The organism is Gluconobacter sp. P5E10, assembly GCF_018812145.1.
Classification (GTDB): Bacteria; Pseudomonadota; Alphaproteobacteria; order Acetobacterales; family Acetobacteraceae; genus Gluconobacter; species Gluconobacter cerinus.
Genome location: NZ_JACRVZ010000008.1, coordinates 50,181 through 75,554 on the forward strand (window position 1 = coordinate 50,181; position 25,374 = coordinate 75,554).

The window sequence follows — 25,374 nt, forward strand, 5'->3', positions numbered from 1 at the left end:
CCCCGATCCTTCTGGCAGTCTCAGCCAGAAGGATCTTTTTTATGAGTTCCACAGTTCACCACCTGAACACCGAAGTCACGCCACGCCGGATGGATCCCGTCCCGGCAGCGCCCCCACCGCCTCACCAGCACGACACGGTGTCTGACGGTCCGGACGGGGACACCCCCGAAGCCACGGGCCATGATGACAATCACACGACGGCCCCTGCATCGTCCGGCTCTGCTTCTTTTCTCACGCCCATCATCTCGCGCTACGAGGCACTGACACCCCGCCAGAAACTCTACGGCGGTTCGGGCCTCGGGATCTGCGCCGTTTTCCTCGTGGGGATTCTGGCGACAAGTGGGCACCACCATCGCGCTGTCTCCGCGCCTGGCCAGGAAGTCGGCATGGATCAGTCGGCAGCGCCCGTGGCCCAGGCCCCCGAACCGGCTCCGGTAGCGGCCCCTCCTGCAACCGCCGATCTTGCAGAAATGCAGACCCTCGGCCATCCGAAAGCTGCTGCGAGCCCGCCCGACACTGCGACGTCCCCGAAAGCGCCGCCTGCGGCCGGCGTTGCAACGCCGTCAGCCGCATCGCAGTCTGCGTCAGCCCAGCCTGACGCCCCCCGAACTGAGGCTCCGGCCGTTGTGCCGCCCGCACCGCCTGCCGATCCGGTCAAGACAGCCCAGACCCTTCAGGCCGCGTCCATGGCGACGCAGCAGCAGATCGACGTGCTTCAGCTCGTCACGGCTGAGGCCCGCGTGATTGAACGCGAGCGCGGCGAAGTCGAAGAGCTGCGCCAGTCCCTTGCCGGACAGCGCAAGGCCGAAGAAGACCGGCTGAACGATCTGACGCGGCGCGTCTCTCTGGTCGAAGCCAACCATGCCGTGACAGGCGCTGAAAACCCCGGTGCGGATGAAGCAGCCCAGGCCCATGCCGCCGCCGAAAAGGCGCGTGCGGCCCTGAGCGCCGCCATGAACAAGCCTGCGACAGTGGCCGCAACATCTTCAGCCGCCCCACCCGCTCCGGCCGCCGTGGCGGGGCCGGCTCCAAAGCCTGCGTGGGTCCATCACTACCGGATCGTCGCGGCCTCGCCGCAACTCGCCATGATTGAGGACAGTGCGGCCCCAAGCGGGCAGGCCCGCCAGTTCGAGGTGGGTGTTGGCACGGTCATCCCGGGCTACGGCGCGGTCCTGACCATTAGCCAGCAGGGCGCCACCTGGGTTCTGCACACGGCTCATGGCGACCTGAACTGAGGAGGCCACCATGGAAGGCCTTGTCAATCTCGTCCACGAAATCGCCGTTGGCATGGGCTGGCTCCTGCCCACGGCCTGCTATGCGGCGGCCGTGTCCTGCCTGATCTTCAGCCTGATCGGGATCTACCAGTATTACCACCCGACCATTCAGGCCCTGCAGGACAAGCCCTGGCTGCCCTATCTGTCCCTCGTCCTGTGCGGTGTCTTCGCCTCGTTCAATGTCATCCTCACCAAGAGCACCGCCTCGGCCGGAACGGACGTGCAGGTCACTCTGGGCGACGCGGCGACCAGTTACAGCACGGCGGACAGCCTGATCACCGGCACCGGCCCCAAAGACGCGATCATGGCGATTGTCAAAGACTTTGCCCTGTTCTTTCAGATGTTCGGGGCCTGGACGTGCTTTTTCGCCGTCCTGACCTGGTTTGCCATCCAGAGGGGCCGCTCGAACCGCGAGCGCCTTGGCTGCGGCATTCAGTACGTCTTTGGCGTCATGCTCCTCAATCCGGTCAAGGACGCGACCTGGATCCTCTCTTTCTGGCCCTGAAACGGGCTGACGAAAAAAAATACCCCTCTCCCGCCTCAGTCGCAGATCACGCGGTCAGAGTCGTCGGCAGAGGGGATTGTCCCTCACAACGGAGAAACAACTCATGACATCCCAGACAGCCCCGTCTTCTTCCCGCGCCCTCACCAAGATCGGCGCAACCGTTGCAACAGCAACCATGCTGCCGATGGTGATGGCTGGCACAGCCCTTGCTGCCGCAGGGGGCACAGCCTCCAGCAACGGTCTTGGCCATCAGATCCAGAACATGGCGCAGGAAGGCACGGACACCATCGGTGTCGGGTCTGCCGCAACCCTTTACGCTCTGGCCATTGTCGCCCTCGTGACGGGTATCGTGCTGTTCTACAAGTCCCAGAAGGAAGAGACGAAGCGCCCTGGCATGGCAATCGCCGGCGTCGTCTGCTTCGTTCTGGCCGGTGTGGCGGCAACGGGTCCGAAGTGGATCAACAACTCTGCAAACACGGCCTCCAACGGGAATGCTGAAATCAGCAATACCGCCAAGAGCTACCAGTTCCAGTAAGCCGACATGACCTCCGATCCGTTCTTCCTCCAGCCTGGTCTCGACCAGGAGATCCGGCCCGGGAAAGACGGGTCGGATGGCGCGTTTACCTGCGCGTGCTGCGGCCTGCCGTCGCCCGGTGCAGGTCTCCCATGGACCGGTCCCTCCTCAGGGGTCGGTCTCAGGGTCTGCCAGGTGTGCAATCTTCTTCAGGACACATCGCGTGCAGCCATCGACGCCGAAGCCATGCTCGTCTGGTGGCCCGAGATGTCTCAGTCGCGCCTGATGTTTCTCGCCCGGACCGCCCATCAGACGCTCCGCCTGATGGCCCGCCAGCAGGGTCAGTCTGACCGCCAGTTCTGGGAAACCATCCTCAAGGCTATCCCGGACCCGTTGCTCGGCACGCAGTTTTCCCCCTCTTTCCGCACGCCCATGACGCTCTTGCGTCTGCTCGAAAGTCGGCGCGCGGAAGCCGAGCACCGGCTGCAATCGGGCTCCATCCGTCAGGTCACAACGGCCATGCGCCTGTGTGGCAGCGCCGATGAAGCCGTCCGACGCAATCTCGATCTGCTCCGCGCAGGCCTTCGTATTCTGCCGACCGGCAGACTGCTCGACGCTGGCGCTGACGTTTATCCGGCCTTCCTCGACAAGGCCCTTGCTCTTACCCCATCCTGACGCGGAGTTTCCAATGTCTGGCTTTTTGACCGAGTTGCTTGCCAGCGCGAGCCTCTTTCTTCGTCAGCCCCTCGAATCCTTTTGTGATGTCGAGACCAATCACACGGATGCCGTTCATCAGGACCGGCTCGTAACGCTGCGGGGCGAGTACGTCTCTGTTCTGCGCGTGAACGGTCTGCGCACCATGTGCTCGCGTGCAGACGTTGAGGCCATCGCCGAGCAACAGCGCATCGAGCTGCAAGGCCTTCTCGAAGGCACCGGCCATGCGATCGAAGGCTGGTACATCTCCGACCCCGATCAGGCCCGTGTGGCCGTCGATCTGCTGGCGCTCAACGGGTGCGAGCAGATTTCACGCATGATGAACGCCGACTTCCACGACATCATCAATGAGCGCCGCCTGCGGTGGCCTCAGGTGATGCGGTGGGAAGATGCCTGCTACATCCTGTGGACCCGACCCGCCGTGCTGACCCGCGAAGAAAAGAAACAGGTGGCGGCGGAGCGGAAAGATCAGGTCAAGGCCTGGCCAAAAGCGGGGAGCGGTCAGCGCTTCACCCTACGCTCTGAACTGATGGCCGGTCGTCACGACGCCTTTGTCGCGCGCGTGCAGGACAGCATGTCCAATCTCGGCATTTCCACGACGCTGCTGCGCGCCGATGAATCCATCACGCTGGCGCGTGAGACGCTCTACCGCGAGACGGCCGGAAGCGGCTGGAAGCCGACGCTGGTAGGCGACCCTGTCATGCCCCGTCTCCCGGATGACGAAAAACAGAGCAAAAAGACCGAAAATCTGCTTTGGCCGTCCCTGCGCGACCAGATCTTTAACGCAGACGCCGAAAATCAGGGTGGTCAGCTCGTGACGGTCGGCGATTATACCTATGCGCCCGTGGACATGCTTCTCGGCCCCGAGGATCCGCGCCCGTTCTCCGAACTGCTCAACACTCTGGGCCGCAAGCGTCTGCCCTGGCGGAGTTCCATGATCCTCGAAGGCGGCGGCAAGGCTGCGTTCGCGATCAAGGAAACGGGGGCCACCATGCTCGGCATGTTTCCGGGCAACAAGGACATCACGCGCGCCTTTCAGGCCATCAAACGTATGCGCGAGACGGAAAACCATAATTCCGTCCGGATGCGGATGACCGCCAGCACCTGGGCACCAGTCGGCGAAGACAAGCTGCTGCGTCGCCGTGCGGCCGATCTGTCTCAGGGCATTGAAAGCTGGGGCGGCTGCAAAACGACCCGGGTACCGGGTGATCCGCTTGAGGCCGCCATGGGATCGGTTCCCGTGCTCTCTCTGGGCTCTACGGCCACCCCGTCTCTTGCGCCTCTCGGCGATGCCATGAGCATGATGCCGTGGATGCGAAGCGCCTCACCCTTCCCGCAAGGCTCCATCCTCTTTCGCAAGCCCGATGGCGGGATCTGGCCGTTCGATCCGACTGGCGGCGGTGTCCGTGAGCATATCGCGGATATTATCGTCGCCCCTCCAGGCAGCGGTAAGACCGTGCTCGGAAACACCATTCTTCTCGGCCTGCTCCTGAGTTCTGCGGCCATGGGCAATAATGGCGTCAAGCTGCCGCTGCTGGCGAAGCTGGACATCGGCCATGCGTCTCTCGGCTTTATCGAAATGGTCCGCAACGCGCTCGGGCCGGATCGTGCCCATGAGGCCATCTTCGTGGAAATGCAGATGGCTCCTGGGTTTGAGGTCAATATCTTCGACCTTCAGGTCGGCCTTGAATATCCGCTGCCGCTCGAAGAGGTCGCGATCGACAATTTCGTGTCGCTGCTGGCCACACCCCTTGATGGTCAGCCTTTCGAAGGGATGGACCAGCTCGTCGGCGACGTGATTGCGGAGGCCTATCGTCAGTGCACGGGTGTTGCAGGCGGCAATCCGAAGCACTACCGCGAGGGCATCGAACCCAGTGTGGATGAGGCTATCCATCGCCTCGGCCTCCAGCTCCCGCACCACGCGGCGGCCGAGGGCGATCTCGACAGCGCGGATCCGACCTGGTGGCGTGACGTGGTAACGGCCCTGATCGCTGCGGGCGAGCATCGTCTGGCGGGGATTGCCCAACGTCATGCCGTTCCGGTTCTTCAGGATCTGATTGCAGCGGCCCGTGCGCCGGAAATCTTCAATCGCTATTCCAAGATCATCCTGCCGACGCAGGAGACGCTGATTGATGCGTTCGAACGCTACATCATGGCGGCGATCAAGAAATATCCGACGCTCTCCGAGCCGACCCAGCTTGATCTCGGTGATGCCCGGATTATCGTATTGGATCTGGCCCGTGTCGCGCCACAGGGATCAGAGAGTGCAAACCGGCAGACGGCCCTGATGTATATGCTCGGCCGTTACCTGATCGGCCGGAACTTCTTCCTGCATCCGGAATATGCGGATCTGCCGGTCATGCCGGAGAATGTGCGGGAGCACCATCGTAGCCGCTTCACCGAGATGAAAGAGACAATCAAGCGCCTCGATTTCGAAGAGTGGCATCGTCCCAAGGAGGCCCCGCAAGTCGATAAGCAGGCGATCCGCGACGTTCGTGAAGGCCGTAAGCACAACGTCCAGCTTTCGTTCATCAGCCAGCGCAGCGGCGACTTCAGCGCCGATCTCGTGGGGCAGTCCACGGCCCGCTGGATCCTGAAATGCGGCGACGAGCGCGAGGCCAACGAGATGATCGAAAACTTCAAGCTCACGCCTGCCAGCGCCTATGTCGTCCGCAATCGCCTGCCCGGTCCAGGCCGCAACGGTGCGCCGTTCTTCGTGGTGATGAACGCGGCCGAAGGCAAATATGAGCAGCTTCTGGTCAACGTGCTCGGCCCCATTGAACTCTGGGCCTTCTCCAGCACGCCAAACGATACTGCTCTGCGCTCGCGTCTCTTTGCCCGGATGCCCTCAAGCCGCGCCTTGCGGTGCCTTGCCATCGTGTTTCCGGGCGGGAGTGCGGAAAAGGAACTGGCACGCCGCAAGGCTCTGGCGATGAAAAGCTCGTTTCTTCAGGACGAACAGGCCCAACAGGGGGTCATGGACGCTTTGGTCGAGGAAATTCTCTCAGGTCAGGGCATTGCAGGCGGCTTGTACGAACGCCTGGAAGCCATGGACGAGCAACAACGGGCGGCGGCCTAGGACACACCACCGACAAAAGAAGGGGGGCAAGAGCCCCCCTGTTTTCACAATCGGATTTTTGCAGTTTCATAAACTGCACTTTTGTCGCGCTTGCCGACAGCGATCAAAAGCACTCTGATCTCCTGATCATGCACCTGATAAACGCCCCGGATGCCATCATCACGCAGTTTGATTTTATAACAGTTCGGCAAACCGCGTAGCTTGTTCTTTGGAACATGGGGGTTGTGCAGGATCTTGCGAAGTTTTTTTAAAAACCGTTCTGCAACGCTATAATCCAGAGCGTACAGTTCATCCCTTACGACTTCCGGGATGTCCAGAGAGTAGATCGTCAAGGCTCACGTTCCTCATAATTTCCCCCGGGTTCTTCAGGCGTTTCTTGACCAGATCAAGAAGAACGGCGTCATCGTCGCTCACGACTTCTTTGCGGATCGGCAGACGGTTGTTTCTGACGACATATTCAAGAACGTCCCGAAACAGGTCAGCAGGCGTCGTTCCGAGTTCCTTGACCTTCCTGAAGGACTCTTCTTTGAAATCGGCTTCGAGCCGCATTCCGAAATGGGCTGTGTTTGCAGTGATCTGGGGCATCGTGTCGGGATCTCTCTTTACTCTGCGGCACTCACTGGCACTCGCGTATCTTCTCTATGGGACCGACTTACTAGAAATATTTGTCAAACATATGTCCAACAAAAGCAACACAAAAAAAACGGGGTAAACAAGACTCATCCCTGAATGGCGATGAACCGCCGTAAAGTTTTTTTCTGAAAGTCGCAGATAGGCTCGCGATGATCCTTCCAACATCTGGAGGGATCCATGCGACACCACTACCTTCTCACACCCGCTCTTCTGCTGGCCCTCTCGGCCTGCGCCACCAAGCCGCCCGAGCCTGTCGCGACAACAGGCATGGCCAATCCCGAGCTTGCGCTGCAACGCGCCATTGCCACGACCGACGCGGATCTGGCCCAGCTCGGCACGTTGCGCCCTACCCCGCCGCCCATGACGCCGGATCCCGGCCTGCCCGCTGACCTCAAGCGTCAGGTCTGGTTTGTCTGGCAAGGGCCGCTTGAGCCTGCCGTGCGCAAACTCGGCAAGGACATCGGCTACAGCGTGACCGCGTTCGGCCCGCATCGAAAGGTCGCTGTCCAGATCAATGCCGTGGCCCCGGTGATTGACCACCTGCGCGCGCTCGGCGAGCAGGCGGGAGATCAGGCCACCGTCTCTGTCGATCCCCTCTCCCACGCAATCTCGGTGACGTACCATGGCTGATCGCGCCCTGCTCTGCGGCCTCGCAACGGCCGCCCTTCTCGCTTTTCCGTCTCTCGCAGGTGCGGCCGACAACGGCACCATCATGCCGTCCACAAGCGCCCTTCCTCCGCCAGCCCGGAGCGTGACGCTCGTGTCCATGCCAAACCCGCCTGAGCCGGGCGCGGATCAGGTCAACGCCAATGATGAGGCCTTGGGCAATCCTGCGAACACCCCGGTCACGGGCGCGCTTCAGCTCGACCGCATCACAGGCGGTGAGGCCCCACCGTCTCTCGAAGCCTTGCAGGACGCTCGACCAAACGATGAAGCCGGCGACGACCTCAAGCCAGGCCGACGCGAGCAGATCCGTCAGGCCGCGCTGACCTACGGCGCACAGGGCGGACAGGCGGCGCGGTCTTTCGCCATCAACGAAATGTTGCGCCACAACGAGCCAATCCTCGACACGACGTTCGATTTCCGCCCCTTCGTCCTGCCGGTCGGTGATGGTCAAACGCTGATGCAGCCCCCGATCGTCAGTCAGGCGCAGATGGCCTTCGCCCTGAACGACACAGGCACCATCGCTCATGAAAGCCGCTGCGTCTTCGAGATTACCCGAGAGGCACAGCTTACGTCCGCCGCCCCGAACTGGCGGACCTATCTCGTCCGCTCCTGGAACAAGCCGCGTCATCCGGCCTCATCCGCTTTGCCTCACACGGACAAGGAAGTGCGGCACTGGAACGACTGGGTGGCCGAAGGCTGGGCATCCGGAGAAAAGGTGGCTGATGAGATCTACCTGTCCGATCTCTCCCGTCTTCAGCGCGACATCACGGGCATGGCCCGCTACCGCGTGCTTCTGCGGGCCGGTCGTGTCGAAGAGCCACGCGTGGTCTTCGAGAACCGTCAGGCCGTGGGCGGCGGCGACAGTCTGCATCTCGGCGACCGCGTCATCCGGATCACCGGACAGCCCGGCCTCCAGGCCCGCACCCGCGTCGCCTATCCGGAGGACTGCCGATGAGCGCCGTCCTCAAACTGCGCGACACCGAAACCTGGGCACACGAACGGGCGAAGCGAGAATACCCCTGGGTTGCTGAAGCCCGGAAACATGCGCCCGGTCTCGATGACTTCCTGAAATGGGCGCATGGCCTCGGCGCGTCGCGGATTGACCTGTTGACCGGTCATCGCGCCGCGCTGACGGTTCATGGCCGCAACCGCTACGCCACCATGGACCCCACGACATCGCTGGATCTCAAGCAGATCGTGGATCACGTCTATGGCGCGGACGGCTCGGCGCGTGTCCTGATCAGCCTTCAGCTCGATACGGCCTATAGCGTCACGCTCAACCGCCGTGAGTCCCTGCGCTTTCGTATCAACATCTTTCCCGTGCAGACCATGCGCGGCCCTGGCATGAATCTGGTCTTCCGGCCTATCCCGACCCTGCCAGCCAGTCTGGATGAGCAGCGGGTCGAGCAGGAGATCCGCGACACCAACCTGCTGAGAAGCGGCATGGTGCTCACGGGAGGATCGACGGGATCGGGCAAGACCACGCTACAGTTCGCGCTGATCCATGAGCGGCTGATGGATCCGACTGTTTCGTGCAACATTTCCACAGGCGAGCAGCCAATCGAGTTCCTCTTCGACAGCCTCAAGCCACCCAACGGCAACCGGATCACCCAAACCGAGATCCGTCCGCCCAATCTGACACCGCCCCTGTTTGTCGAGGGCTCCATGCGCCGTGAAAACTCGGATCTGGTCCTTGGCGAATGTCGAGACGGTCCGACCATGGAAGCGGCCATCAACTGCGCCATTACGGGCGGGAAGCTCTCGACCACCATCCATGCCGATAACGGCCCGCTCATGATCCAGCGTTCCATTGCGCTCTGCCCACGGGCTGAACGCGACAACCTCGTGAGCGCGCTGGCGCAGTCCCTGCGCTTCGTCATCAACCAGCGTCTTCTGGAACGGGTCGGCGGGGGCCGTGTGGCTGTGCGCGAGTTCCTGACCTTTCACCAGGACCTGCGCCGTCAGCTCATGCGAACCGAAAGCGAGCTTTGGCCCGACCTTGTGGCGCAGGCCATCGAGAGCGACGGCCAGAGCTACGCCGTCGCCATCCGCAAAGCCCTGGAAGAGGGGCTGATTACTGAAAAGACCGCCAACGACGCCTGGAGGAGAGACGCCTGATGTGGCGCGCAACCGCACAACCTGTCCGCCTGGCCATCCTTGATGGCCGAGCCTGTCTCCCGCTCCTTGTAACGGTCACGTACTGGAGCTGGACGACATTGTATATCGGCGTTCTGGGCACCGCCCTGTTTGCAACGATCAGCTTCTTTGGTCTGACGCTGCCGGCTGCCCTCAGAACCGTTCGTCGCCTCATCACCGGCCCCGTCCGGTCCGGGCGGCCGACCTGGAAACGGAGGCGCTACGGATGACACCGTCTCCTGCCGTCACGCTCCTGTCAGACGTTCTGGTCCGGGCCATCGACCGCAAGGGCCTCAGCGTCATTCTGAGCGATGCCACCAACTCAACCCCCTGCGCCAGTACGGTCGCGGCGTCCAGCAGCGGCTTCCTGCCAGCCTTCCTGATCACCGCAGAGGCGCTCTGGTTTGAAATGACCCGGCACGGCTTTGGCCTGACGCTGGTCGATGATCCAGAGGCCGCTCTTGGCGTGACCGTTATCGACCATGATGCGCAGTCTGCCGTCACGGTCCTGCTCTGCCTGCTCGATGTGCTGGATGCGCTTCCGGTTCAGAACGGCCAGATCAATCTGTGTGATCTGACCGGCCTCTGGCAGGCGAGTATGGCGCGTCTTCAGCCTGTCTCCGTCCAGAAGGAGCAGGCCGCATGAAAACCCGCCTTTTCTTTCCGTTGGCCCTCGCGGCCCTCATGGCGGCCCCGGCTGCCTCGGCCGACGATGGCGGACGCCAGATTGCGGCCTGCCTGAAGGAGTCCGCTCATAACGCGCATGTGCCAGCGGGCGTCATGCTGGTCCTGCTCTACGTCGAAGGAGGCCATCCCGGTCAGGCCGTGCAGAATACCAACGGGACGTCCGACCTTGGCCCCATGCAGGTCAATACGATCCATGTTCCCGAGATTTCGCGCCACTGGCACACCACCCCGTCCCGCGCCTATGCGGCGTTGCGGAACAATTCCTGCGCCAATCTTGAAGCGGGCGGCTGGATCCTCGGTCAGGAAATGACCAAGGCCCGGGGCGATCTCTGGCAGGCCGTCGCAGGCTATCACTCCCATACGCCTCGTTTTGGCACGGCCTACCTGAAGCGCTTCTACGAGATTTCCCAGACCCTGATCCGCACCAGCCATCAAGGAGACCCGGCATGAGTGGCACAGCTTCGCGGTCCTCAGGCTCGCGCTCGTCAGGGGAAATCACCCTGATGCTGGCCGGTGTTGCACTGTTGGGCATGGTTGTCCTGGCCTATATGGTCTGGTCAACCTTCCACACCGAGATCAGCCGCTTCTACTGCGAGGCCCTGATCTGGCAGCTCGGCATCCTCTCGCCGACCCCGGAGCTGGCGCATCTGAATGTCCAGCTTCATCAGGCCCTGCACCATCCGGCGTCCATTCGCCTGATCCAGCTCTATTACGGCCTGTCCATCGTCGGGATGCAACTTCGGTGGGTTGCGGTCCTGGTCGGTGGAATCTGCGCGGGCCTGTGCCTCTTCTTCGGGGAGAACAAGGCGCTGCGGGCCGTCCTCGATCTCGAAGGCCTGATTGCCGTGCAGGCAAAAATGTTTCCGACCCTGCGCGGGTTTGCAAAGCGCCGCATCACCCGACTGGTTGCGCCGTCCACCGGAGCCCCCCTTCCGGCCGATCCGGCCCTGACGGCCGACGAATGGCGCAGCCGCTTTGCCACGGCCGCTGATGGCAGTTTCAGTGAGGTTTGCGCGCAGGAAGCTTTCGAGCGTCAGCTCGGCCCGCACTACACAACGGCCGGTCCACGCGCGACCCCGCCAGCGGCCCAGGTGCTCTTTGCGGCCTTTGCGCTGCACAAACTCAAGCGTCGCGATGAGGCCATGATCCTGCTCGGACAACTGTCTGAGGGTCTGGCAGACGCAGGCCTTGATGGGGATACCGGCCCGAAGGTCAGCCTGAAGGTGCCCGCAGAGGTCCTGAAGAACGCGCAGGACTTCCTTGCAGATCCCGATGTGCAGGCCACGATCGCGCAGAGCTGTGACCGTCACGGCTGGACCACGACCGCCCTCATGACGCTTCTGTGCGATGCCCGCTTCGAGGCTGGTGTGCTGGCGCCGCCCGCCTTCGCCATCGTCAAGCTGATCGACCGGCCGCTTTGGTATGCCCTGCACTCTCTGGGCTACCCCAGTGAAAACCCCAATGAAGACGTGCATCCCAATCCCCGGATCGAAGCCGCTGGCGCCCGTGCCCACTGGTCCGAGGAACAGCGTCTGCGTCGCCCCCTCTACATCCCGGTGCTTGATCGCGCCCTCTCCACGCTCCGCTCCGCCTGAAGGACAGTTTCATGACCCGCATCATTCTCCAGCACGGCCAGAACGCTCCCGTCACGCTCGACATCAAGGAGGGAAACACGGCCCCGATCCATCTCCATTTTCCGCAAGCCCTGCCGCTCGCGGCCGCTCAGGCCGAGATCGCCCCGGCTGGAGCGCAGACCGCCGCGCCTGGCCGGATCCGCCGCTTCCTGCCGGTTGCCGCAACAGCCGTCGTCTGTGCAGGTCTGTTATATACTTTTGGCGGCCTGCACGCGTCGGCTCCCACCATGCCGGAATCCGCGCCTCTTCCGCCGTTGCCCTCCAGCGGCCCGCTGGAGACTCAGCCGCAAGCTGCGGCAGCCACGACACCACAGCAGATCCTCAAGGCGCTGCATCAGCCCGCCCATCTGGAAATGCCGTCGCCAGCACCCGCGCCCGCACAGGCCGGTTCGCCATTTGGGCTGGAGAACTGAGACCATGACGGCCCGAAAGATTGGTGCCCCGCTTGGCCATCAGCAGGTCGAGCGGGGAAAGACATACCGCGATACCCGCCCGTTCTGGACGAAAACGAAGGAAGAGCTGCGTTCCCCTCTGGCCGGATGGCTTGGCTTCGTCGGGGTCGGCCTGGGCTGGTTCGTGCCCGCTATAGATGGCGCGCTGATCCTCGCGGCCCCGGCCGTCGCGGCCTGGGTGGTCCTCCGTCCTGAGCGTCTTCCGCTTCACATGCCACGCTATAGCGGGCTGAAGGATGCGAACGATCTGAACCCCAAGGATCGCAAGGCCCGTCAGGCCAACGGCATTCTCTATCTCGGCACGGAAGCCCGGACCCGCCGCCAGCTCTGGATGTCCTCGGACGCGGCCCGTCAGCACGCAGCCATTCCGGGCACCACCGGATCCGGCAAGACCACGGCCATTGTCTCCCTGATGACGAACGCCCTGGCCCATGGCTCCGGCTGCATCCTCGTGGACGCCAAAGGCGACAACACGGTTTACGGCGATGTGCTGGCCCTCGCACGGCGGTTCGGGCTCGATGACCAGGTGCTGGCGCTGAACTTCCTCGCCGCCTCCGGCACACGGGATTCCAACACCTTCAATCCGTTTGCCACCGGAAATGCGGACGCCATCCGCGAAATGCTGGTCAGCCAGCTCGGCGAACAGTCGGCCAATGATTCCAATGGCGTCTTCCGCGACCGCGCTGTCGGCCTCATCGGCACAGTGGTTCCGGCCCTCGTCTGGATGCGCGACACGCACGGCATCCCCATCAATATCGACGCCATCCGCTATGCGACCGACCTGCGCTGGATCGGGACGCTCGCCCGGCACAAGGTCTTTCTCATTCGCAATCCCGGCTCCAATCAGGCCATCGAGCGCAGGGTCGAGGATATTCCGGACGATGTGCTGTGGCCGCTTCAGGCGTATCTCGGCGAACTGCCCGGTTATGATTCCTCTCTGGAGTGGAACGCGCAGAAGGAAAACAAGCCGTCCGAGCAGCACGGCTATGCCAAGATGTATTTCTCGCGCGTCTTCACCCAGCTTGGCGTCAGCCTTGGGCATATCTTCAGTGCCGAGACGGCCGACATCATCATGCGCGATGTGGTCCTGAACCGCCGCATCCTGATCGTCATCCTGCCCTCGCTGGAAAACTCGTCAGACAGTCTCGCGGGCCTGGGCAAGATCGTCGTGGCCTCACTGCGCGGTGTCATGGCCCAGCTCCTCGGGGCAAAGCTGCATGGCTCTGCCAGCGAAGTGTTCAAGCTGAAGGCCGGAGCTGGTGATGCGCCATTCCAGATCTTCTTTGACGAGCTGGCCGCCTATGTCACGGACGGCATGGACCGGATGCTCGCCATGGGCCGTGGCCTGAACTGCATGTTCTGGATCTCGTTTCAGGATCTGCCCGGCCTGACGGCCCGGATTGGCGAAAAGGCCTTCTCGCTTCTTGGCAATGCCAACCTTACCCATGCGCTGCGGCTTCAGGATGCCATGAAGACCCGTGAATGGCTGGAACAGCAGGCCGACAAGGTCGAGGTGACACAGGCAACCCGCGTGGAGAATGATGGCTATGGCTATTACAACGGCTCAGGGGCTGAGGTCCGCGAAGTTTCCCGTCTGCCCTGGAACGATCTGCAAAGCCTGATCGAAGGTGAGGCCGTGACAATGTTTGGCGGCCGCGTCATTCACTCCAAGACCTTCTTTGCCGACATCAATGGACGCTCCGGCGAAGTGCGCCGCGCCCGTCCGGTCATGCTCCCCTCGCCCAAGTCCGGACACGGTGTGGATCCGGACGCCGAGACCTGGGGCATTGTCGAAACGCTGGAAAACGGCGACTTCCAGATCGAGACCGCCAGCTCGGCCCTCCCACCAGCGGTCGAAGCCCTGATCGGCAAGATCGCGAATGAGAACCACCGGGACAGCAAAGCCCTCATGGGCGATGTCAGCACAAACCTGACGGAAATCGCGTCTTACCTGCGGACTGCGACCACACAGGGACAGGCGGACGGAAGCACGCCGTTTGCCGGGATGCTGGCCTGGGGCCGCTTCAATCGCGACGACAACAAGGATGAAAGCCTTGTGCCGTCCCAACCCATGGATGGGGCCTTTCTGGGGCGGGTCGAGCAACTGGAGCGCCTTGTGGGAAGTCGGACAGGCCGGACGCCTCGTCGTCGTGCTGTGCTGGTTCTGGCGACGCGCGATCAGCTTAGGGCTCTTCCGGCCAACACGGCTGGCGCCAAAGGGGCGAGCGAAAGAGAAATCTTGGCTGCATCCAAGACGCTTGGTGACAGACTTAAGGCGTGACTTATAGTGTCTATCAGGCATAGGCATGGAGCCAAAAACGCGTTCTACACTATGTCCACCGTCACCCGCTTATGCATGGCACGACGTAACGTGCATCCTACGTAACGCTAAAGCGCGGCGGTGGGTATACCAGAACCAGTGATTACAGTCTGATTCCACCTAGGCTTCGCTGGTATCGGGAATAATCTTAACTTTGGAACAGAGCGTCCATGTTGATGATCTTTGATAAATTTGTAATAAGATAGTCGATCTTCGTAGACTGAGTGATGCCATCTCGAAAACATAGCAATATTTTTGCTAAGCAAGAACAATAAATATATCATCCTATATCATCAAATCGAGGATAATAATGGATTTTTACGAACAGTATAAGCCATTCAGGAACTATATCCGTAACTTCGAGATCGTCGACAGCCTAAATGCTCTGAAGCACATATTGCTTTTCTTACAAGAAGACACCCCTCTTCCGTCATATTTTTGCTCGTGGCATAGAAGTAATATTTCCCTAATGAAAAAGCATATCCATTCATGGGAAATAGAAATTTTAATTCGCGAGGTGATATTAAACGGCAACACCTATGGCACTAAGACTCTCAGTGTTTGGAATCATTTCTATAAAGCGATAGAAATGCTGCGAGAAATAGAAGATTTAGCGGCGACCGTTGGATCAATAAATAATAAGTTTGATAATTTAGAACTTGACCGTATTATTCACAGGCAAATTATATGGCAAAACGACCCTGAAGGACTATCAATTACGAAAGCCAGCATGGTTTTTGGAGACGAAAATTTAAGAGAATTGATTGAAGAAGAATACGGCCTAGGAATTGAAAAAATATTGCTCCTAATGATAATTTCAAAGTCTATGATATCTAGAAACATTTACTTTGACACATCAACCAACTTTGATTGTTTTTCAATAAATCAACAACAATCTTGTCGGGTATTCGAAAAAATAATAATCTCACTAAAAGACCTAAAAGAAAATCTGCGTTTAACTCAACAATACAATGAGAACTGGGCATATACGTGGAATCCTCTAATCTCAAATCCTTTAATTATTTTAGATTCACAAAAACGGAACCACGTAATTTGTCCGATACCTATGTATTTACTAAGAAGATCAACGTCCGGTATTTTTTATGATCTCGTTCACAATGAACGCTTTACCAATCCTTTTGGAGCCTCTTTTGAAAATTTCGTTGGGGAAATTATAAATACATCTTGTGATAAAGATCGGTTTTCTGTTACAAAAATAAAGCCATATACAGTAAAAAAGAACCCCAGACATGGGGTAGACTGGGTTTTGTCCGATATATCAGCAAACTTATTTATCGAAACGAAGACCAAAAGATTAACTTTACGATCAAAAACAACTATAGACCCTCAACACATGGACAAGGATATAAAAATACTAGCTGAAGCCATCGTTCAAAATTACAAAAATATAAAAGATATATATAAAGGCCTCACAAACTTCAATGTCAATGATCTCCCTTCTTATTCAATGATAATAACCATGGAAGATTGGTATTTCGTTAATCCGTATCTATCTCAAAGGCTCTTTCTTGCAGTTACTGAAAAGATGAAAGTTGAACATATTAATATTGAATATTTATATAAATACCCGTTCTCTGTTCTGTCTTCCAACGAATTCGAATATGCTTGTCAGGCAATTGGAATAATTGGAATAAAAAACTGTATGGATAGAATTATTTATAAAGGGAAGTTTGAACATTCCATAATACCGCGAGCATCTCGTATTTTCTCCGATTTAAATGTAAAAAGCTTTCTATTTTCTGAACATTACGATTCAATATGGAAAGACGAAATAATAATGGCAAAGAAGAAGATACGAGACCGAAGATAGAAAAATCCGTATAAAAATATCGGAATTTATATAATTTTCATGTTAATATTATAAAATGTCTGGGAACATCGCATTTACAATTTTTGCTCTTCTCGTGCGCAGTTCTTGTTCGATATTTGGTACTGAGGAACCGGCTTGACTTAAAAGTTGCTTAATCTGCTTGTCCAATTCCTTCAATTTAGGCGCAGCGGTCTTCTCAAATGTAATCGCCTGCACACGGTTGGCCACCTCGCGCCCATAGTCCCGACCGTCCTGCGCCATCTCCTCCTGCATCTTCCCGAGGCGGATCAGTTCCTGAACGTGCTTCTCCCGTTCGGCCTGGGACGTAAAAGGCAGATCCATGCCAAGCGCCTTATAAGGCTTGTTAGACATGCCCTTGGCCACATGGTTCCACAGATCGTCACTGGTGATCTCGGTCGTGTCGCCAAGCGCCCGGCCATTGCGCACGGCCTCGAACGTGGCGCCGTCCGAGATCATGGTCCAGGTCGTGCCCTTGGCCCGGCTCTCCGCCACGTAGGACGTGAACCCGGTTGCCGTCGCGACACCTCGCGGAAGCGCGTTGATATGCTCGTCTGAGGTGAGGCCCTGGGCGGCATCAATGGTCATGGCATGACCGAAACCAAGCAGGATCCGGCCGGTCTTATGGTCCTTCAGCCGACGCCACTCAACATCTGCCTCCCGACCATCCTTCATCCGGACGCGCAGACCGTCCTTGCCGTGAGAGACAACCTCCACGACATCGCCGTTGTTGCCAACGGTAGTCCCTTTCCCTTCGACCGTCCCCCAGGTGCGCCGGAACAGGCGCAACCTGTCTCCGGCCGCAACCTGAAGCTCATAGGCCTCGCCGCGCTGATCGACCGCATCGAGTTTGACCTCATCGCGGGAGATCTCACCACGCTCTTGCAGGATCCTGCGGACGGCGCGGCTGAGATCGGCCGCGTCCTGATTGGTCAGGGCCGACATGCTGATGCCACGCGTTGAACCGGACGCGGCCAGAGCGTCGCGGCGTGTGACATACAGCTCGGCAATCTGTTGCAGCACTTCGTCCTGATCGCCGCCGACCAATCGGATCGTGCCATCCTCACGCTTCATGTCGATCGCACGGCGCACCTCTTCGAGGTGAAAGGCGTTGCGGGGATCGTCCGAGTTTTCCTCGTCCCGGTTGGCATAAGCTGCCTTCCCTTTGGGTCGAAGCGCTTCCAGCGCATCGGCATCGGGTTTCTCGCCACGGAACAGTCCGGCAATCTCACGATTGCGGGCGGTCGTCTGGCGGACCGTGGACAGCAATTCCGGCATGTCTTCCTTGGCCAGAACCCTGCGCAGGATCTCGACGGTATCACCGGCCTCAATGGACTGTGCCTGCTCCCGATCCCCCAGGGCCTTGATGGTACAGCCGCTCGCGCGCTGAAGTTCCAGAAGCTGAAGCATCTGGCGCGGTGCGATCTGCCCGACCTCGTCAATGACCAGAACCGTGTTCTCATCCACGGTCTGCTCGCCTTTCTCCAGACGGCTCAGGAAGGGCATCATGGCGTAGCGCTGATGGATGCCGGCATCGCCAAGCGCATCCGCCTGACGCCAGGCCGTCGCAAGGCCGATCATCTCACGGCCCTTCTCCGAAAACCGGGTGTCGCGCTTCCAGGCATCCACGAGCGGCTGAAGCAGCGTTGTCTTGCCGGAGCCCGCAACGCCCGTAAGCATCGAGATCTTTCCGGCCTTCCCCAGAGCGTAAATCGCTGCCTTCTGGGACTGGCCATGCTCGTTGTCAAAATCGAGGTCGCAGCGCTCGATGGCCTCTGTGAGTTGGGCATCCGAAAGGGAAGCGCTGCGATCCGCCGAGGCCCGCACGGCTTCTTTGGCGAGCGTCTCCTCGACCCGGATCTGGGCCGTATTGGTCACGCGGACCCGATCGTTCTTCACACAGGACACGAGGCTGACCTGCTCGCCCCGGACCTCAAGGCCCTTGTCCTCGATCAGTTTGACGACCTGGTCAATGTCCTCAATGCCACCTGAGATCCCCGCACCGATGAGGCCGCGTGCCGCGTACATCCGGAGTTTGTCGTGATCGAGCACGGCAGCCGTCTCGAACTCCTTGCCGAGATGCTTGGCCGCGAACGCATAGGCCTGCTCGTGCCGCTCGGCGCCCGTGAGCGCAGGAGCCTCGGCTGTATCGAGAACGCTGTGATGCTCCCACCCGATCTCGGCGGCGCGCTCGCGCCAGGCCTGTACGTCGTCGGCGGACTCATTCTTCTTCTGCCGGTGCGCCAGACTGGCGGCTTTGAGCATCTTGTTCTTCAGCTCGGCCGTCATGGCGTTCCAGTCATGACCTTCTTTCTCGGCATAAGCTCGCGCAGCCCGTGTCACCTCGGCCGTGCGGCTGGAGAACGCGTCACAGGCCTCTTGCGGGACGGCGGAAATGACGGTCGCCTGCTCTTTGGCGTCGTAGGACTGCGCGATCCCGAGTTTGCGAAGCTCATCCGCCAGCTCCGCCTGAAAGAAGGCTCCGAACTCATGGACGCGGGATCGCAGGCGCTTCGTGTCCAGCGACCCCACATGGCCGCTGTCGGTGACAACGACATTGTAGAGCGAATTATGGATGTGCATCTGCGGATCGCCCCCGGTCGGAGCCTCGCGCAGATAGGTCGTGTCGGTCTCGGCATCATGCAGGGTCAGGGTCGGGCGAGACGTACGGTGCCGATAGGACGTCCAGGCGACCTCCCCGGCCTCTTCTCCGTCTTCCCCACCATGGCCGCGTCGGGCAAAGCCCAGCTCACGGGCCACATACTGCATGGTCGCGTCATTAGCCCGCTGCACTGCGTTCCAGATCGCGGCTCCTTCGGCCTGTGTTGGCGCAAACTCGGCAGCCAGCGTGACCGATTTGTGCGGGGCCATGGTGAGGTCGTAGGCGCTGATCTTCCGCTTGGCCTGAGACCATTGCTCGCCATTGTCGGCGCGCTTGCCTTCGAACAGGGCCGCAAGTGTTTCGGTCGTGGGCATGGCACGCCGATCTACGCCGAGCACGTCCGCCATCTTCTGACTCATGCCCGGATTAAAAGAGGCCCGACCATCGCGGCCGAGGTAGTAGTTCGTGAGGCGCTGACCGTCGCCGTCAGGCACCTTGCCGGTGTCCGTGCGAAAATCGTGCTCTGGATCCGGCGCGCCCTCGGTAAAATAGGCGGCCACGAACCGGCCGTTGCACTCCGCCGAGATCTTGCGGAAGGTCATCATGACGGGCGGCCGTCCTCTGCTTTCGTGCGAACCTTGCGGCCTTCAAGCAGGTCATTGTTGCGGGCCGTCGTATGGTCGATGCGCCTGATGACCGGCTCCTGATCCTTCATCAGCTCGACCAGGCGCGCGAGAATATCATCCAGTGTCGGGCTGTCCCCTTTCTCCGAGGGGGTCAGAAGCTCAATCAGGATACTCAGCTTTTCGCTGATGAACCGGATCTCTTCTCCCTGCTCGTCAGAGCGGGTGAGGAGATGCTGAAGAAGCTCTCGATCCGAAACATCGGTCTCGGGAGCGCGGTTGGGGGTCTGGGTCTGATCTGTCATGAGGGCAGGATAGAAAGCCCTCATGCGACTGAGATTATTTCGTCAAAGCGTCAGGCCGTTCCCTCTCCTTCTGTGCGGTGGTTGCCGCTTGCATGACCCATTGCGCCAGTCGAGTGCTCAGCGAGATGGCCTGATCAAGCTGTTGGCCGCAGGAATTTTCGGTCACGGCCTTGTTCATGATGACGTCCTCGGTTCGGAAGTTCCGCCACAGGGATCCGACCAGTTGGGCAGAACTCACCAACGCCTGCACATCGGCCTGATCAACCTCAACAAGGATCTCGTCCAGATCACGGGCTTCAACATGCAAAGGGCGATCCGGCAGACTCAGAACCATATACCGGCCCGGTAGGCGACGCATTTCCTGAAGGCGCGTAAGGTCAGCCGGGTCCACTGATTGAACTCCCGCGATCGCCAGTTCCACTCCCGGGCGTGAATAGAATCCATTCCGCCTGATGCTCGGGAGAACTTCTTTGGTAATCCAGCGACGAAAGGCAACCGCAAGCGGAAGCTGTGACTTGATCAGGAAGTGATAGAGACCGCTCTCGCTAACAACGATCTGATTTTGAATCCTACCTGAGGATGGTAGCGCGATCGTCCGCTTTTCGTCGTCATCAAGCCCACGAGCTGCCACGGCAGGCGAGCTGTGTGCGATAGCTTCACACACCTCCATCATCCGAAACCAGACTTCGCCATCTTTTACGAAAGTCTGAAGAGTTGTGTCGTTGAAACGGAACTGCGCGGCTTCGACGTAGTCCACATCAGCGACGAGGGGGGGCGATATAGCTTTCTGCTTTCTTGGCACGTCAGGCTCCTGCTGAGGGGTTCTGCCTCCCGATGAGACGGACTGGTGTTCCCCTTTCGAAAGCCATGATGACCGCTTGATCTGCGACTGCACCGAGAGACCGAAGCGCCGCTTTCAAACGAGGGTAGGTCTATCAGATTGATACACCTACCCCTCTTCTTTTTCCCTGCGCGGCGAAGCCGTCCGCACCAACGGTGCAATGGTCTATGAAGAAGCTCTTTTCTTTGCCTCATCGTTGCCTCGTCAATTCTCAATCCCGCCTCGCAGTCGCCTCGTACTAGCCTCGAGATCGCTTCGGAGACGCCTCGTAGATGCCTCCATGATGCCTCGAACTTGACACGGAGATGCCTCTCCTGCGAAAGAGGTCCGACGCACCAGAGGCCGTGAAAACGGTTCAGAGTGCGAGGTGTGTCCAGAACGGACACAAAGCGGGGGCGAAAGTGATCATGTCCAAGGCACTGAGAGAGATTCAGGAGGCACACAAGACACGCCCTGCTCAACCGCACTCGAAAGCCGTCTATCAGTGGCTCAGAAAAAATCAGGACATCGTGTCTGAACTTCGCGAGGCGAAAATCGCCACCTGGGAGATGATCGCCGAAGCCGCGAAAAAGGATGGTGTGGAGGTCGAACTCTCTCCGGTTGGACTTGGGGCCATCAGAAAAATGTGGTCACGCCTCAAGAGCGAGCGAGAGAAAATCACAGTCGGAAAACCGCCAAACGACGCACCCGATCAGACGCCAGAACCGCCGAGCCGAACCCCGGCAGACTGGCGGCCTGCCGCTGTGGAAGAGTATTACGCGGAACGTGAGGAAAGACCCGTCGCGCCGCCACCTGCCGCCACGCCACAGGTGCCCGCCATTTCGGCCGCCGTAACGTCACCGTCCTCCAGAAACGCGGACCCGCATACGAACATTTCTGCTGAGGGTCGCCAGTCTCTGGAACATATCCGGGCAAAGCTCCGGGCGCGCAGAGAAGAGAAAAGAAGGCTCACGCCAGACTGATTTTTTTCTGAGCGGCGGAGTTAAGTCGCAGAATGGCCCGGCACTATGGTGTCTGAAAGAGGAAGAGAAGCCCATCTCACAGTGAGGGGGCTGCCTCATCAGGAGCCGACCATCCATGACCAAGGATATTGCCGCCAAAGCCCCCACAGGCGCTGCCGACCAGAAGGCAGCCGCCCCCAAGCGCAAGCCGGTTATTTTTACGATCATTGGCCGTCAGCGGGTCGGGAAGACGACCCTGCTTAATGCTCTCGCCCAGACGATCCACGAGCAGGGCGGCACACCCGAAATCTGGAACACCGATCTGCTGAACCGGTCGCACTCCATTTCCAGTTTCCATGATGCTAAAAGCCCCACAGGCGGTGACACGAAACGTCAGCGGAAATGGCTGGAAGAAAAGATCCAGTCTCTCATGGAAAGTCGCCATGACGCCATTCTCGACATCGGCGGCGGATGGACAGCGCTGCATGAGTTAATCAGCACGGAATCACTGACACGCGCCCTCGACATGATGGGCATCACGCTCTCAGTGGCGTTCCTCATCGGCCATGAACGCGCAGATCTCGATTATCTGGAAGACCTCCAAACGAACAAGAAGTTCTCTCCCCGGAACGCCGCAGTCATTCTCAACGAAGGCCTTATTCCTCCTTCCCTGGATGTGGATGACGTCTTTGAAGAGGTTGCCATTCACCCCGCGGTTGTCGAAGCCATGGACAATGGCGCAAAGCTGGTCCTCTATCCGGCCGCCGAGCCCATGAAAGACGTCTGTGACCGAACGCTCACGTTCCGCGCCTATGCCGAGGGCGAACAAAAGGACGGGTTCCCGACCACCTCAATCTTTGACCGGCTCGCGATTGACCGTTGGTACCGCCGTGACTTCCCGGTCTTCCTGCGGGAGCTAGGCGAGCCTCGCCTACCGAATATGCCTAAAGGCCTCCCTGTTCCGGCCGAAAGTGACGTGTAATGTCTGACGGCCTTACCCAGAGGATTTCCGGCTGTCAGGCCAGATTTGAAAGCTCACTGGATGCGCTCCGTGAGCAGACGCATCGGTGGACGCTTCGGCCGCGTTCACCTGAGGCCAAGGTTCTGGACGGCCTCATGATCCTGATGGAGATGAACAATCTTCATCAGGCCCTCCTCCTCAAGGATCGTGAACATTCCGAAGCAGCGCACAGAGCGCTGTTTCAGGAGGCCGAGAAGCGGATGGAGCAGTGTGTCGCGAAGTGTGAAAGCCTGCTGGATCAATGCACACGCTCCGCAACGGAGGAGGTGATTGAGGTCAGGCGTGCTCTCCATGAAGGCGTGGCCGCCTCTCGCCAGCTTCAGAAGATTGACGAAAAGACCGTCAAGGCAAAGGTCGCGGAAGTCCTTGGAACGGTCAAAGGCGAAATCGCCGAGAGCATGAAAGCCCAGATCGTGATGGCGGGCACCCGGGTTCGAAGAGACGAAATCAGCAAGCGGGCCGGATGGTTCGCCACCATGATCGTCGGGGGAACCGTGTTTGGAATTATCCTCGATCACCTCATTTAGGTGTGTCCAAAACGGACACACTGCCTTGCGCCATCAGGCAGCGTCTCAAACAGCCCTCAAAGTCGCAGATGACAGGCGGATACTGAGACCCCCAACACAGGAGTGCTCAATGCCGCCCCCCGTCAAACAATCCTTTCTGATAACAGGCCTGGCCCTCTCGGCTGGACTTGGCCTCAGCGGTTCGTGCCAGGCGCAGTCGATCGAAGTGCCTAACGGCCTGCCGGAAGTCCCGCATGTCGTCTATCCGGAAGTCGGCCTGCCGAACTTCACAGTCCCAGCCGGGACCGTCCAGCAGATCGGCGGAGACGGTAAGGTCATCCAGACCACTCAGCCCGTTTCGAATGGATCGGACGCCCTGCAAACACTTTATAGTCGCGCATGGGGCTATCAGGCCGCTGACAATGCTTATTCCATTGGCGTGAACCCGGCTGCCCTGGCGGCGACGTGTCAGGTGGAATCCGGCTGTCAGAATGTCTATACGGCGAACAATTCAGGAAACACGATTACAGGTGCGTTCCAGATGTCGAATGGAACCTACACCGAGGAAATGCGCAAGGCACTCGCAGCCAACCCCGGCCTCGCCAGCACCATTACGTCAGGAACCGCAGGCCAACAGGATCCGGCAACACAAGCAGTAGCGGCCGCACAGTACCTGAAGGACGGAGCCACCTATCTGCAAAACCAAGGGATCAGCAATCCTACCTCTGTAGATGTCAGAGGTTACTATAATTTCGGGCCATCATCGGGTCGCGCCATCGCTCAGGCCAATCCGGACGCCACTATGGCCGAAACACTTCCTTCATACAGCGCGTCCGCACTCGCAAAAAATGGCATTTCCGCAGGTGAGACGGTCAGTCAGTGGAGGCAATCAGTCGCAGACAAGATGGGATCAGGCGCAACATTGCCTGTTCTAAACTCTTAATAGACGCTAGGATTTAACCATGAAACGGACACTCTCCTTCCCTTTGCTTGTCGTTGCAGCGCTTACATCCTCTCACGCCATGGCTGCCGCACGCCACGCGGTGAAGACCCTACCAGGGTATAGCTGTGCGATGCTGAATTTGACGCATGAGCAGGAGATGGATTTCAACCATCCACCTATGCTCTACAGCGAGCCACGGGACGGTGCGCAGACCATGGGCGGAGCCGCCGAAGTATTGGCAGTAAAATCAGATACAGCCCCGGTAAACGGCTATGTTCCAGCGCTGCAAATGAACATGAAGTCAGGCTGGGTAAAGCAGGCACTCATCAAGCCTTACGCAGCGGCAGCCGATCCGACAGCGCGCTGTGAGCCGGTTCTCATGTCAGACGGGACACAGGGTTTCAGTTACCACCACGACTGATGACGATCAGGCAGCCTCCGGGCTGCCTTTTTCATATCCCCTGAGCCTGGACGTGGAGACACCGGAACCCACCACGTCGCGGGCAATGTCACCCGGCTTTGCGGATCTCGGCGAGAATGGGATCGGCCTTTCTCTGCCGGGGACAGGGATAGGCCAGATGGGCCGCTTCCAGATCCAGAAGCCACACGGACAGATCAGCCGGAAGTGAGGACGTGCCGTCCAGGCAGCGCCGGAACTGGTTTCTGTGCATATCGCATTTCTCGGCAGCCTGACGCTCGGACCATCCGATCCGGAACAGGGCAAGAGACAGGCGCGGCCCGGTCAGATGCTTCGGGCGGCTATCGAGAGGGGAAAGGCTCTTCGTCATAAGAGCATCCTGCCGCCGCGTTCTGCGACTGAACGCAAAAAATCTCGCCTTGAAACACATCTTCAGAACGGCCACGAACCACCGGAAACCTTGCCATTCCGGGCAAAAACCGCTATTTTCTTCCTATGAGTTCAGCCAAAACCCTCTTCGCTCCGACGCCTTTTCCCGCTCTTTCGGATGAAGAGCGCGCGCGCCGCCAGGACGCGGTCGAGTGGACTCTCGCGGCCCAGAGACGGCAGGGCTACACGCATGATCCCCTTATCGAGGATGCCTGCCAGTCGTTCGTTGCGGGGCAGATCGACCTTGCTGAACTGGGGCGGAGACTGAATCCCGCCCTCTGA

27 protein-coding genes are annotated in these 25,374 nt (G+C 59.3%); 21 read left to right on the top strand and 6 right to left on the bottom strand.

Annotation, left to right across the window (positions count from 1 at the left end; genetic code table 11):
* Positions 1 to 41: 41 nt before the first annotated feature.
* The 5 genes from KP707_RS14485 to KP707_RS14505 all read left to right on the top strand — a co-directional run bounded on the left by KP707_RS14485 (position 42) and on the right by KP707_RS14505 (position 6,086).
* Positions 42 to 1,235: a hypothetical protein gene (locus KP707_RS14485; protein ID WP_215751725.1), complete on the top strand. Its 1,194-nt coding sequence runs from the start codon at positions 42 to 44 to the stop codon at positions 1,233 to 1,235.
* Positions 1,236 to 1,245: 10 nt separating this feature from the next.
* Positions 1,246 to 1,779, top strand: coding sequence for a hypothetical protein (locus KP707_RS14490; RefSeq protein WP_215751724.1), 534 nt, complete (start codon positions 1,246 to 1,248; stop codon positions 1,777 to 1,779).
* Between the two features lie 103 nt (positions 1,780 to 1,882).
* On the top strand, positions 1,883 to 2,314 hold the full coding sequence (locus tag KP707_RS14495; protein ID WP_099213461.1) for a hypothetical protein: 432 nt from the start codon (positions 1,883 to 1,885) through the stop codon (positions 2,312 to 2,314).
* 6 nt (positions 2,315 to 2,320) lie between these two features.
* Positions 2,321 to 2,968: a hypothetical protein gene (locus KP707_RS14500; RefSeq protein WP_252348896.1), complete on the top strand. Its 648-nt coding sequence runs from the start codon at positions 2,321 to 2,323 to the stop codon at positions 2,966 to 2,968.
* Between the two features lie 13 nt (positions 2,969 to 2,981).
* Positions 2,982 to 6,086 (top strand): ATP-binding protein, encoded by a 3,105-nt coding sequence (locus KP707_RS14505; RefSeq protein ID WP_215751723.1) that lies wholly within the window; start codon positions 2,982 to 2,984, stop codon positions 6,084 to 6,086.
* A 44-nt stretch (positions 6,087 to 6,130) separates the two neighbouring features.
* Here KP707_RS14505 and KP707_RS14510 read toward each other — a convergent pair whose 3' ends face one another.
* Together KP707_RS14510 and KP707_RS14515 are read right to left on the bottom strand one after the other, a co-directional pair.
* Positions 6,131 to 6,418 (bottom strand): type II toxin-antitoxin system RelE/ParE family toxin, encoded by a 288-nt coding sequence (locus KP707_RS14510; protein ID WP_252348897.1) that lies wholly within the window; start codon positions 6,416 to 6,418, stop codon positions 6,131 to 6,133.
* On the bottom strand, positions 6,375 to 6,671 hold the full coding sequence (locus KP707_RS14515) for a type II toxin-antitoxin system RelB/DinJ family antitoxin (RefSeq protein ID WP_077804200.1): 297 nt from the start codon (positions 6,669 to 6,671) through the stop codon (positions 6,375 to 6,377). Before KP707_RS14515 ends, KP707_RS14510 begins: the two co-directional genes overlap by 44 nt.
* A gap of 225 nt (positions 6,672 to 6,896) precedes the next feature.
* Here KP707_RS14515 and KP707_RS14520 point away from each other — a divergent pair, with 225 nt between their 5' ends.
* The 10 genes from KP707_RS14520 to KP707_RS14565 all read left to right on the top strand — a co-directional run bounded on the left by KP707_RS14520 (position 6,897) and on the right by KP707_RS14565 (position 16,445).
* Positions 6,897 to 7,349: a DotD/TraH family lipoprotein gene (locus tag KP707_RS14520; RefSeq protein WP_215751722.1), complete on the top strand. Its 453-nt coding sequence runs from the start codon at positions 6,897 to 6,899 to the stop codon at positions 7,347 to 7,349.
* On the top strand, positions 7,342 to 8,340 hold the full coding sequence (locus tag KP707_RS14525; protein WP_215751721.1) for a type IV secretory system conjugative DNA transfer family protein: 999 nt from the start codon (positions 7,342 to 7,344) through the stop codon (positions 8,338 to 8,340). The genes KP707_RS14520 and KP707_RS14525 overlap by 8 nt, the downstream gene beginning before the upstream one ends.
* Positions 8,337 to 9,503, top strand: coding sequence for a type IV pilus twitching motility protein PilT (locus KP707_RS14530; protein WP_215751720.1), 1,167 nt, complete (start codon positions 8,337 to 8,339; stop codon positions 9,501 to 9,503). The genes KP707_RS14525 and KP707_RS14530 overlap by 4 nt, the downstream gene beginning before the upstream one ends.
* Positions 9,503 to 9,751: an IcmT/TraK family protein gene (gene icmT, locus KP707_RS14535; protein WP_064273037.1), complete on the top strand. Its 249-nt coding sequence runs from the start codon at positions 9,503 to 9,505 to the stop codon at positions 9,749 to 9,751. The genes KP707_RS14530 and icmT overlap by 1 nt, the downstream gene beginning before the upstream one ends.
* Entirely contained in the window at positions 9,748 to 10,167 is a 420-nt protein-coding gene (locus KP707_RS14540) for a hypothetical protein (RefSeq protein WP_215751719.1), read from the top strand. Before icmT ends, KP707_RS14540 begins: the two co-directional genes overlap by 4 nt.
* Positions 10,164 to 10,658 carry a lytic transglycosylase domain-containing protein gene (locus KP707_RS14545; RefSeq protein WP_215751718.1) on the top strand — a complete coding sequence of 165 codons (495 nt, stop codon included), beginning with the start codon at positions 10,164 to 10,166 and terminating at the stop codon, positions 10,656 to 10,658. The genes KP707_RS14540 and KP707_RS14545 overlap by 4 nt, the downstream gene beginning before the upstream one ends.
* A complete protein-coding gene (locus KP707_RS14550) occupies positions 10,655 to 11,803 on the top strand; it encodes a hypothetical protein (RefSeq protein ID WP_215751717.1) in 1,149 nt (382 codons plus the stop codon). Before KP707_RS14545 ends, KP707_RS14550 begins: the two co-directional genes overlap by 4 nt.
* An 11-nt stretch (positions 11,804 to 11,814) precedes the next feature.
* Positions 11,815 to 12,255 (top strand): hypothetical protein, encoded by a 441-nt coding sequence (locus tag KP707_RS14555; RefSeq protein WP_215751716.1) that lies wholly within the window; start codon positions 11,815 to 11,817, stop codon positions 12,253 to 12,255.
* A gap of 4 nt (positions 12,256 to 12,259) precedes the next feature.
* Positions 12,260 to 14,575 (top strand): type IV secretory system conjugative DNA transfer family protein, encoded by a 2,316-nt coding sequence (locus KP707_RS14560; protein ID WP_215751715.1) that lies wholly within the window; start codon positions 12,260 to 12,262, stop codon positions 14,573 to 14,575.
* A gap of 508 nt (positions 14,576 to 15,083) precedes the next feature.
* A complete protein-coding gene (locus KP707_RS14565) occupies positions 15,084 to 16,445 on the top strand; it encodes a hypothetical protein (RefSeq protein WP_215751714.1) in 1,362 nt (453 codons plus the stop codon).
* 48 nt (positions 16,446 to 16,493) lie between these two features.
* Here KP707_RS14565 and mobF read toward each other — a convergent pair whose 3' ends face one another.
* Genes mobF through KP707_RS14580 form a run of 3 tightly spaced genes read right to left on the bottom strand, consistent with a single transcriptional unit; the run spans position 16,494 to position 20,795 of the window.
* Positions 16,494 to 19,670, bottom strand: coding sequence for a MobF family relaxase (gene mobF, locus KP707_RS14570; RefSeq protein WP_215751713.1), 3,177 nt, complete (start codon positions 19,668 to 19,670; stop codon positions 16,494 to 16,496).
* The gene (locus KP707_RS14575; protein WP_099213608.1) at positions 19,667 to 20,017 is read right to left on the bottom strand and encodes a hypothetical protein; all 351 of its coding nucleotides are present in this window, start codon (positions 20,015 to 20,017) and stop codon (positions 19,667 to 19,669) included. Before KP707_RS14575 ends, mobF begins: the two co-directional genes overlap by 4 nt.
* Before the next feature lie 10 nt (positions 20,018 to 20,027).
* On the bottom strand, positions 20,028 to 20,795 hold the full coding sequence (locus KP707_RS14580) for a BRO family protein (RefSeq protein ID WP_215751712.1): 768 nt from the start codon (positions 20,793 to 20,795) through the stop codon (positions 20,028 to 20,030).
* 446 nt (positions 20,796 to 21,241) lie between these two features.
* On the opposite strand from KP707_RS14580, the gene KP707_RS14585 reads away from it, so the two are divergent.
* The 5 genes from KP707_RS14585 (at position 21,242) to KP707_RS14605 (ending at position 24,666) form a co-directional block, all read left to right on the top strand.
* Positions 21,242 to 21,796: a hypothetical protein gene (locus KP707_RS14585; protein ID WP_215751711.1), complete on the top strand. Its 555-nt coding sequence runs from the start codon at positions 21,242 to 21,244 to the stop codon at positions 21,794 to 21,796.
* A gap of 115 nt (positions 21,797 to 21,911) precedes the next feature.
* A complete protein-coding gene (locus KP707_RS14590; protein ID WP_077804183.1) occupies positions 21,912 to 22,757 on the top strand; it encodes a hypothetical protein in 846 nt (281 codons plus the stop codon).
* Positions 22,757 to 23,323 carry a hypothetical protein gene (locus tag KP707_RS14595; protein ID WP_215751710.1) on the top strand — a complete coding sequence of 189 codons (567 nt, stop codon included), beginning with the start codon at positions 22,757 to 22,759 and terminating at the stop codon, positions 23,321 to 23,323. The genes KP707_RS14590 and KP707_RS14595 overlap by 1 nt, the downstream gene beginning before the upstream one ends.
* 109 nt (positions 23,324 to 23,432) lie before the next feature.
* Entirely contained in the window at positions 23,433 to 24,245 is an 813-nt protein-coding gene (locus KP707_RS14600; protein WP_215751709.1) for a hypothetical protein, read from the top strand.
* A gap of 19 nt (positions 24,246 to 24,264) precedes the next feature.
* Positions 24,265 to 24,666, top strand: coding sequence for a hypothetical protein (locus KP707_RS14605; RefSeq protein WP_211499418.1), 402 nt, complete (start codon positions 24,265 to 24,267; stop codon positions 24,664 to 24,666).
* An 88-nt stretch (positions 24,667 to 24,754) separates the two neighbouring features.
* On the opposite strand, the gene KP707_RS16885 is transcribed toward KP707_RS14605, so the two are convergent.
* Entirely contained in the window at positions 24,755 to 25,033 is a 279-nt protein-coding gene (locus tag KP707_RS16885) for a hypothetical protein (RefSeq protein WP_244901505.1), read from the bottom strand.
* A gap of 125 nt (positions 25,034 to 25,158) precedes the next feature.
* On the opposite strand from KP707_RS16885, the gene KP707_RS16890 reads away from it, so the two are divergent.
* Entirely contained in the window at positions 25,159 to 25,374 is a 216-nt protein-coding gene (locus KP707_RS16890; protein ID WP_228119317.1) for a hypothetical protein, read from the top strand.

Coding starts and splice junctions, on each gene's coding strand:
- KP707_RS14485 (WP_215751725.1), top strand. CDS start 42: ATGAGTTCCACAGTTCACCACCTGAACACCGAAGTCACGCCACGCCGG.
- KP707_RS14490 (WP_215751724.1), top strand. CDS start 1,246: ATGGAAGGCCTTGTCAATCTCGTCCACGAAATCGCCGTTGGCATGGGC.
- KP707_RS14495 (WP_099213461.1), top strand. CDS start 1,883: ATGACATCCCAGACAGCCCCGTCTTCTTCCCGCGCCCTCACCAAGATC.
- KP707_RS14500 (WP_252348896.1), top strand. CDS start 2,321: ATGACCTCCGATCCGTTCTTCCTCCAGCCTGGTCTCGACCAGGAGATC.
- KP707_RS14505 (WP_215751723.1), top strand. CDS start 2,982: ATGTCTGGCTTTTTGACCGAGTTGCTTGCCAGCGCGAGCCTCTTTCTT.
- KP707_RS14515 (WP_077804200.1), bottom strand. CDS start 6,671: ATGCCCCAGATCACTGCAAACACAGCCCATTTCGGAATGCGGCTCGAA.
- KP707_RS14520 (WP_215751722.1), top strand. CDS start 6,897: ATGCGACACCACTACCTTCTCACACCCGCTCTTCTGCTGGCCCTCTCG.
- KP707_RS14525 (WP_215751721.1), top strand. CDS start 7,342: ATGGCTGATCGCGCCCTGCTCTGCGGCCTCGCAACGGCCGCCCTTCTC.
- KP707_RS14530 (WP_215751720.1), top strand. CDS start 8,337: ATGAGCGCCGTCCTCAAACTGCGCGACACCGAAACCTGGGCACACGAA.
- icmT (WP_064273037.1), top strand. CDS start 9,503: ATGTGGCGCGCAACCGCACAACCTGTCCGCCTGGCCATCCTTGATGGC.
- KP707_RS14540 (WP_215751719.1), top strand. CDS start 9,748: ATGACACCGTCTCCTGCCGTCACGCTCCTGTCAGACGTTCTGGTCCGG.
- KP707_RS14545 (WP_215751718.1), top strand. CDS start 10,164: ATGAAAACCCGCCTTTTCTTTCCGTTGGCCCTCGCGGCCCTCATGGCG.
- KP707_RS14550 (WP_215751717.1), top strand. CDS start 10,655: ATGAGTGGCACAGCTTCGCGGTCCTCAGGCTCGCGCTCGTCAGGGGAA.
- KP707_RS14555 (WP_215751716.1), top strand. CDS start 11,815: ATGACCCGCATCATTCTCCAGCACGGCCAGAACGCTCCCGTCACGCTC.
- KP707_RS14560 (WP_215751715.1), top strand. CDS start 12,260: ATGACGGCCCGAAAGATTGGTGCCCCGCTTGGCCATCAGCAGGTCGAG.
- KP707_RS14565 (WP_215751714.1), top strand. CDS start 15,084: ATGAAAAAGCATATCCATTCATGGGAAATAGAAATTTTAATTCGCGAG.
- mobF (WP_215751713.1), bottom strand. CDS start 19,670: ATGATGACCTTCCGCAAGATCTCGGCGGAGTGCAACGGCCGGTTCGTG.
- KP707_RS14575 (WP_099213608.1), bottom strand. CDS start 20,017: ATGAGGGCTTTCTATCCTGCCCTCATGACAGATCAGACCCAGACCCCC.
- KP707_RS14585 (WP_215751711.1), top strand. CDS start 21,242: ATGTCCAAGGCACTGAGAGAGATTCAGGAGGCACACAAGACACGCCCT.
- KP707_RS14590 (WP_077804183.1), top strand. CDS start 21,912: ATGACCAAGGATATTGCCGCCAAAGCCCCCACAGGCGCTGCCGACCAG.
- KP707_RS14595 (WP_215751710.1), top strand. CDS start 22,757: ATGTCTGACGGCCTTACCCAGAGGATTTCCGGCTGTCAGGCCAGATTT.
- KP707_RS14600 (WP_215751709.1), top strand. CDS start 23,433: ATGCCGCCCCCCGTCAAACAATCCTTTCTGATAACAGGCCTGGCCCTC.
- KP707_RS14605 (WP_211499418.1), top strand. CDS start 24,265: ATGAAACGGACACTCTCCTTCCCTTTGCTTGTCGTTGCAGCGCTTACA.
- KP707_RS16885 (WP_244901505.1), bottom strand. CDS start 25,033: ATGACGAAGAGCCTTTCCCCTCTCGATAGCCGCCCGAAGCATCTGACC.
- KP707_RS16890 (WP_228119317.1), top strand. CDS start 25,159: ATGAGTTCAGCCAAAACCCTCTTCGCTCCGACGCCTTTTCCCGCTCTT.